General features: G+C 36.3%; 5 protein-coding genes. 1 reads left to right on the top strand and 4 read right to left on the bottom strand.

The window, feature by feature from the left end:
- Positions 1–482: 482 nt before the first annotated feature.
- The 3 genes from dacB to JOC48_RS19415 form a co-directional block, all read right to left on the bottom strand.
- A complete protein-coding gene (gene dacB, locus JOC48_RS19425; protein WP_239584488.1) occupies positions 483–1,961 on the bottom strand; it encodes a D-alanyl-D-alanine carboxypeptidase/D-alanyl-D-alanine endopeptidase in 1,479 nt (492 codons plus the stop codon).
- A gap of 298 nt (positions 1,962–2,259) precedes the next feature.
- Positions 2,260–3,132 carry an ABC transporter permease gene (locus tag JOC48_RS19420; protein WP_204502068.1) on the bottom strand — a complete coding sequence of 291 codons (873 nt, stop codon included), beginning with the start codon at positions 3,130–3,132 and terminating at the stop codon, positions 2,260–2,262.
- Entirely contained in the window at positions 3,129–4,133 is a 1,005-nt protein-coding gene (locus tag JOC48_RS19415; RefSeq protein WP_204502067.1) for an ATP-binding cassette domain-containing protein, read from the bottom strand. The genes JOC48_RS19420 and JOC48_RS19415 overlap by 4 nt, the downstream gene beginning before the upstream one ends.
- 283 nt (positions 4,134–4,416) lie before the next feature.
- Between JOC48_RS19415 and JOC48_RS19410 the strand changes: the two genes are divergently transcribed.
- The gene (locus JOC48_RS19410; RefSeq protein ID WP_204502066.1) at positions 4,417–4,824 is read left to right on the top strand and encodes a hypothetical protein; all 408 of its coding nucleotides are present in this window, start codon (positions 4,417–4,419) and stop codon (positions 4,822–4,824) included.
- 22 nt (positions 4,825–4,846) lie between these two features.
- On the opposite strand, the gene JOC48_RS19405 is transcribed toward JOC48_RS19410, so the two are convergent.
- Complete coding sequence (locus tag JOC48_RS19405; RefSeq protein WP_204502065.1) at positions 4,847–5,995, bottom strand: MFS transporter; 1,149 nt, start codon at positions 5,993–5,995, stop codon at positions 4,847–4,849.
- Positions 5,996–6,000 lie beyond the last annotated feature (5 nt).

Here is a 6,000-nt window from a genome sequence, read left to right as displayed (position 1 = left end):
TCCTGAGCCAAGATCAAACTCTCCGATAAAGTTGAGTTTGCTTACTCAATAACTTGACTAGCATTTCTTTCTTAATCCAGCTTCGGCTCCTTGACCAGTCGCCTACGCTTTCTATTTAACATACTGGTTGTTTTGTTCAGTTTTCAAAGATCAAATGAACGGTCGCTCTTTAACGCGACAACAATTATTATATCATATATTTTCGCAGAACTCAATAACTTATTGTTATTTATTTTGTCGCTCGTTTTTTTTACTTTTGTTGGCGACATAAATAATCATACCACTAAACTTCGTAGAAGTCAATAACCTTTTTCAATCTTTTTTTTCATTTTGTTTTGACCTCGTTGTCACTTGCTTTAAAAGCGACCAAACCAATGTAACACGAAAAACATAATAAGGTCAACTACATTTTATACTTGATATATAAGTGAAACTAAGACTTTCTCCAAAGATTTAGCGATACTAAATATGATGTAACTTAACTAATAATACTCCACTAAAAGAAATACGAGTTTATCCTCTAACTCTTTTGCTTTATCTTCATCCACTACATTATTAATAAGGAAAGAAAAAATAATGTTTTCCTTATCCTCCCTTTCTATATAACCAGATAACGAACTAACCGTAGAAATCGTTCCAGTTTTTGCTTTAACTCTTCCTTCAATCATTAAGTCCTTCATTCGATAACGCAATGTACCACCAATCTTCCTATCCTCTTCACCTGCAACCGGTAAAGCATCTCTAAACGCATGAAACCACGGCTCATTCTGTACCGAATATAATAGGTTAGTAATATCATTCGCACGGAGTAAATTGATATGAGAAATGCCAGATCCATCTCTGATTACCGAGTGCTCCGTACTAATCCCTAGTTTAACAACTTCACTTTTTAATACGTCTAATCCAGCATCCCAGCTCCCTTTATCTTTTATCACTTTTCCTAGTTCTTTTATGAGAACTTCTGCATGCGTGTTATTACTTAGCTTCATAAAAGGAATTATTAATTGAGATAACGGCATTGATTCATGGGTGTGTAACACTTGTGTATTTTCTGGAGCACCGCTTTGTTTTATTTCCCCACTCCATGAAATAGCCTGTTGACCTAGAGCACGCTGAAACATATGAAAAGCATAAGCTGTTGGATCCCAAACAGAAATCCATTCCCTTTCACCTGGATTATCGACAGCTATTGTGCCTTCAATCTTAATAACATTCTTTCCATGTTCTCGATAAATGTTTAATTCTTCTTCGTCATCTTCATCAATGGTTCTACTATTATTTAAGATCGATAAGTAATTATTCGCTGGTTCAACAGTTACTCTTGGCTTTTTACCGACAGATGAAGGTGCAACATGAATAATAGCAGTACCGGCATCATAATCAAAATCAGGGGATATAGATAATGCTGAGATTTGAGCACCATAGTATGTATGTTCATCACTCCATATTAAATCCGGAGAATAACGAACATCGTCATACCATGTATCATCAGCAATAACATTACCGTCAACATTTGTTATCCCCTTGTCATGTAGAGTTTTTGCGAAATCTTCCATATTTGAAGGTAATAATGTTGGGTCGCCACTTCCTTTTAAATATAGATTTCCTTCTATTATATTTCCTGAAATTTTTCCGTCCGTGACTAACTCTGTTGAAAAACGGTAATTCTCTCCCAAAATAGATAGTGCTGCAGCTGCAGTTAACAGCTTCATATTTGATGCTGGTCTTAATCGTTGATTTCCACCATGTTCATAAATAAGTTCACCTGTTTTTGCAGAACGAATACTAATACCTACTGCAGAACCATCAGTAACGGAACTATTCTTTATTAGCTGATCTATTTGATACGCTAACGGATTTTCATTTGGCACAGGTAGCTGTTTCGAGTCATGTGTTTCCCCAGGCACAAATGCGACTAATATAATGAAGGAAAAAAGACAAAGAACGCGCAAAGTATTCAAAGGAACAACCTTCCTTCCTTTTTTACAATCATTATTTGCAATTTACTAAGGATTTAGTATAAGTTGTTGTAGTCTGTGTATTACTAATTTCACTCGATGAATTCGTAAGAGTATTGCTGAATATAAAAGCAGATATTACTAACGATAATCCCAATATTACTGCCTAGTTAAATAAGTTACTTGTTTCAAGATATACCCTCCGACAAAATATATTCTTATGACCATCAATGACCTTCTACTCCCATATATACATAAATCGATGACCTTTAGGCTTCCTAAAAAATTTTATCTTAATACATTACTTCTTTTTTTGATATAAATACATTGTTAGTGGCGCAAATATAACTATAATAATCGCCGACCATAAAAGCACCCAGCTAATATCTTCTAGCGTTACGAAACCGTGCATCGAACCACGTATTCCTGTTACTACAAGAGAAATTGGATTGACTTCAACCACTGTTTGCAACCAGGGTGGTAAAGTTTCTGGATCAACAAATACATTGCTAACAAACGTTAAAGGAAACATGACCATCATGCTAACACCCATGAGCGCTTTTTCTGTTCGCATGATCATTCCAAGCGTTGTCCATATCCAGGACAAACTGAAGGCAAAAATAAGTAACAATGCCATTGCTATGAGAACACCAAGAAAGCCTCCATCTGGTCTGAAACCGAGCACTAAACCTAATCCAATCATAATTGATGCTGCCAAAGAATATCGCACGGTGTCAACAAGTAAGGCACCAACGAGAACTGATGGACGCCAAATTGGTAAAGAACGAAATCGATCGAAAATCCCCTTCCTGATGTCATTATTTAATTCAATCCCTGTGTACATCGTAATTGTAACGATTGTTTGTACGAGAATACCAGGTAGGAGAAACTGTAGGTAGTCAGAAGTAGATCCAGCAATGGCACCCCCAAATAGGTAAGTAAACATTAATAGAAACATTATTGGAAAAATGGTCGCATCCATAAGTTGCTCAGGCACGTATTTTATTTTAAGTAACGCTCGCCATGCAAAGGTTAGTGATGTTTTGATTCCATTGGCTCTAGAATGAGGTATGTAATTTGTTATCACTTGATCTAAGGAATCATCTGTACTATGATTGTTCGATCTATTTTCTGTATCCGTATGAATTTGTTCCTGTAATGATGGATTGGTCATGATTGAACCTCCTGAGTTTTCCCTTCACTATCAGTTTGTCGTTCCGTCAATGTGAGAAAGACTTCATCTAAGCTAGGCTGACCGAGCGAAAAATCAGTAACAGTAATATTGGAACGAGCCAATTCACCTAAAGCGTATGCTACCCGATCAGCATTTGAAACAAGTGCTGAAAGTGCTGTAGGATCTGACAATAATTGAATGGACGTATTTAATTCGTCTGCTAGAATTTGCTGAGCCTGTGGTCGTAAATCAGGATTGAGAAGTCGTACATGAAGCCTACCTGATCCAATAGACGCTTTAAGCTGACCACTCGTACCTTCTGCAATAATTTTACCTTTATCAATAACCGCTATTCTATCAGCTAGCTGATCAGCTTCATCTAGATATTGAGTGGTTAATAATACAGTCGTGCCATGTTTCACAAGAGCCCTAACAATATCCCATACTTGATTACGGCTACGGGGGTCTAACCCAGTCGTTGGCTCATCTAAAAACAGTATATCTGGTGTAATCACAATACTTGCAGCTATATCAATTCGACGTTTCATACCACCAGAATATTTTTTCACTTGAGTTTTTGCTGCTTCCTCAAGTCCAAAAGCGTTAAGTAGATCATTTGCTCTTTCCTTCGCTTGTCTCCTTGAACACCCCAAAAGACGGGCAATAAAAATGAGGTTTTCCAATCCAGTGAGGTCCTCATCAACAGAAGCGAATTGTCCAGTAAGACTAATTCGACTTCGGACTGCCTCTGTTTCTTGAACAAGGTCATGTCCAAGTATTTTCGCACTTCCACTATCAATCTTTAATAATGTTGCTAGCATTCGGATCGTTGTTGTTTTTCCTGCACCGTTCGGCCCAAGGAAACCGTATACTGTCCCTCTGCGAACTTTCAGATCTATACCGTCTACCGCTCGTTTTTCCCCAAATTTTTTAACGAGTCCAGAAGCTTCAATGGCTAAATCATCTCTATCTACATCATTTTTCGTGTTCGTTCTATTCAAATAAATCACCTTCCCATCATAATTTCATCTATACTTCTTGAGCATTACTACCAGATAGTTTAATATTAACATAATATTCCATGAGTTTTTCAAAAAAGACAAGACACTTACCTTGTGAATGCTTCCCTTGTTAAGATGCGCAAGATCTCATTTAAAAGATGGTGGAGGAATAAATATGATTACCATTAATCCTCGATTTCAAAATCGTGTAAGTTGAAAATTCACTTTAAATCTCAAATCTATGGAGTTCTCATAGCTAATTAATTCAAAAAGGAGGAGCTAAATGATAAAGAGGAAAGTAATAACTGTTATTTTGGCCACTCCTATTTCACTTATGTTAATATTTGGGGTTTTTTTTGGAGAATGGAAGAACCCTTTAGAGCTAGTTGTAATGTCTGGTATGATCAGCTTTTTGGTGGCAATTCCTGTTTTGGGTTATGGAGTTCCGGTTACCTTCCTATCAGACTATGTAACAAAAAAATTAAGGGGGAAATTACGAAGTTTTACAGCCTTTTTAATTCATATTTTCTTTGGTTCAGTATTTGGTTTGTTGTTTCCGATGAATTCGCACTTTCCTGTGTTGGATTATAATGTTGATGCAGCTATTATTTCTGCTTTAATTGTTTCTTTGTTCTTTTGGATAACGGATGAAGTATTAAGAAAATTGAATACCATTCGAATTGGTAAATGACTTTTCCTATGTATTATCACTATTACCTAGATAATTTTACCTTCAAGCCACCTAAAAACACGATAACACCTAATATCCAGAATACACTTGCTATGCTTACTATTTGTGCAATGCTTCCAAAAAGTACTGGCCCGGAAAGCTGTGTTAAGCGATTAGCTGTTAATCTTAATCCCAATCCTTCCCCTACTCGTTCCTCAGGTAACGCATTAACTGTTGTTGATATCGATAATGGTTGACCAATCCCTAACCCAAGCCCAAGAATGAATGATAACAATCCTAATAATAGGACACTATTAAAGAACGGTAATAGTATAAATAAAACACTTGACGCAAATATAGAAGCTAACATAATCTTCTTCATACTATACTTGCCAGATAGCTTAGACATAAAAAAACGAATAAAAATACCACCCAATGCATTTAGAGAAACAATCAATCCTATCGTTGAACTAGATAGTCCATACTCCTGAGCTAGTAATGGAAAATAGGCAGTGTACATATCTTTACCTAACAAAATTAGGACACTAACTAAAAAAGCGACTCTCAGATTTTTAATCTTTAGTAGTCGGAGAGAGTGAAGTAATTTAGGATGCTGTTCGGAACTTTTGGTTGTGGCTTTTTCTTTGATAAATATAGAAAGAATACTAGCAAGTAGACCAAAGCAGGCTAAAAATCCAAAGGCAACTGGATAGCTCCAAATATCTGCAATAACTCCACCTAGCATTGGTCCTGTAAAGCTACCTAGTGCAACTCCAATGCTAAAAATCATAATACCTTCATTGTTTTTTCCTGTGTGACTAACAGATGTTTGAGCAGAAACAGCAAATACAGTATGAGAAATACCTGCGATGATTTGAGATATGTAAATAAAGAATAAACCTGGTAAAAAAAGAGGTAAGCTTAACGCAATTGAAGTAAAGAATGCGCTGATTATTAGTGGTTTCTTATAACCTATTCGATCAACTAGTTGGCCTATCTTAATAGCAAAGAAAAAAGGAAGTAACGCAAAAAGAGCCACAATAACACCAATCTCTGCTTTATTCGCTTGTAATTGATCAGATAGTAACGGCACCAATGGTCGTGTACCCGCCATACCTGTAATAAAAACTAGTGCAATCAGTAAAATTCCATACTTGTTAAAATACCTACTAATACTCTGCAAATATGCCACCTACT

Origin of the sequence: Aquibacillus albus (assembly GCF_016908325.1) — a bacterium.
GTDB classification, from domain to species: Bacteria; Bacillota; Bacilli; order Bacillales; family Amphibacillaceae; genus Aquibacillus_A; species Aquibacillus_A albus.
The sequence above is the reverse complement of the archived record's forward strand: the minus strand, read 5'-3'. Positions and strand labels throughout refer to the sequence as shown.

Bases quoted from the DNA above. Each gene is read 5' to 3' on its own strand.
- JOC48_RS19410 (WP_204502066.1), top strand. From the start codon at position 4,417: ATGATAAAGAGGAAAGTAATAACTGTTATTTTGGCCACTCCTATTTCA.
- JOC48_RS19420 (WP_204502068.1), bottom strand. From the start codon at position 3,132: ATGACCAATCCATCATTACAGGAACAAATTCATACGGATACAGAAAAT.